This is a genomic window from Marinobacter halodurans (assembly GCF_004327985.1).
Classification (GTDB): domain Bacteria; phylum Pseudomonadota; class Gammaproteobacteria; order Pseudomonadales; family Oleiphilaceae; genus Marinobacter_A; species Marinobacter_A halodurans.
The window spans coordinates 1-1,611 of record NZ_SJDL01000117.1 but is presented as its reverse complement, the minus strand read 5'-3'; the positions used below and the strand labels follow the sequence as shown (position 1 = coordinate 1,611).

The window sequence follows — 1,611 nt, the reverse complement described above, 5'->3', positions numbered from 1 at the left end:
GCCACCCAGCGCAAAGAAGTTGTCCTGTCGTCCGACCTGCTCGACACCCAACACCTCCTGCCACAGGGTGGCCAGGGTCCGTTCGGTGTCGGTCTGCGGTGCCTCGTAGTCGGCGGTCCCGATCTCCGGGTCCGGCAGCGCCTTGCGCTCCAGCTTGCCGTTGGCCGACAGCGGGAAGGCATCCAGCGCCACGATGTGCGCCGGCACCATGTAATCCGGCAGGCGCCGTTTCAGGGCCGCCTTGAGGGTTTCGGTGTCCGCCTGGTCGCCCTGCACGTAACCGATGAGTTGCCCGTTGCGGGCAATCACCACCGCGTCGGTGACCTGCGCCGCCTCCCGCAGCACCGCCTCGATCTCCCCCAGTTCGATCCGCAGGCCCCGCAGCTTGATCTGGTGATCCAGCCGGCCCAGGTATTCGATGGTGCCGTCGCGGCACCAGCGCGCCAGGTCGCCGCTGCGGTAGAGGCGTCCGCCCGGCTGGAACGGATTGGGAATGAAGCGTTCCGCGGTCAGGTCCGGGCGACCGTGGTAGCCCCGGGCCAGGCCCACGCCGCCGATGTAGAGTTCCCCCGGTACCCCCACCGGTTGCGGGTTCAGGCGGCGGTCCAGGATATGGATCTGCAGGTTGCCGATGGGCCTGCCAATGGGAACGCTGGTGCGCTCGTCGTTACCACAGGTCCAGTGAGTGACGTCGATGGCCGCCTCGGTCGGGCCATACAGGTTGTAGAGCGTTGCCCAGGGCAGGCGGCGCAAGGCTTCGTCCTGCAGGTCCTTCGCCAGGGCTTCGCCACTGCACACGATCCGGCGCAGGGATGCGCAGCCGCTCAGGTCGTCCTGGCCCAGGAAGGCGGACAGCATGGACGGCACGAAGTGCAGCGTGGTGACGCGTTCCTGTTCGATCAGTGCGGTCAGTTTGGCCGGGTCTTTGTGATCCCCTGGCGGAGCCACGACCAGGCGCGCGCCCACCATTAGCGGCCAGAAGAATTCCCAGACCGAGACGTCGAAGCTGTAGAGCGTCTTCTGCAGGACCACATCGCCCTCTCCCAACTCATAGGCCGCCTGCATCCACTGCAAGCGGTTGAACAGCGCGGCATGGGTGTTGGCCACGCCTTTGGGCTGGCCGGTGGAACCGGAGGTGTAGATCACATAGGCCCGCTGTTGCGGGTGGATATTAATGGCCGGAGCCGACGCGGGCTGATCCGACAGGTCCAGTTGATCCAGATTGAGCACGGTGATATCGCCCGGTTCCGGCAATTGGTCCGCCACCGCATCATGGGTCAGCAGCAGGTCGACACCGGCATCGGCCAGGACCTGCTGCTGACGGGCTTCGGGGTGGTCCGGATCGACCGGCACATAGGCGGCACCGGCCTTCTGGATGGCATAGAGCGCCACCACCATGGCCACCGACCGTTCCGCTGCCACGCCCACCAGGCTGTGGCATCCCACGCCCTGCCCGATCAGCGCGTGGGCCAGGCGGTTGGCGGCCTGGTCGAACTCCGCATAGCCCAGGCGCCGGTCGCCGCAGACCAGTGCCTCGCGGTCCGGATGGGCCGCGGCCTGGCGTTCGAACAACCGATGCACCGGCTCCGGCTGGCCGTAGTCCACTTCGGT

1 protein-coding gene is annotated in these 1,611 nt (G+C 67.2%); it reads right to left on the bottom strand.

Features of this window, described 5'->3' with window-relative positions; all coding sequences use genetic code 11:
• The coding region (locus EZI54_RS23645) for an amino acid adenylation domain-containing protein (protein ID WP_131484301.1) at positions 1–1,611 on the bottom strand (1,611 nt) is incomplete at both ends.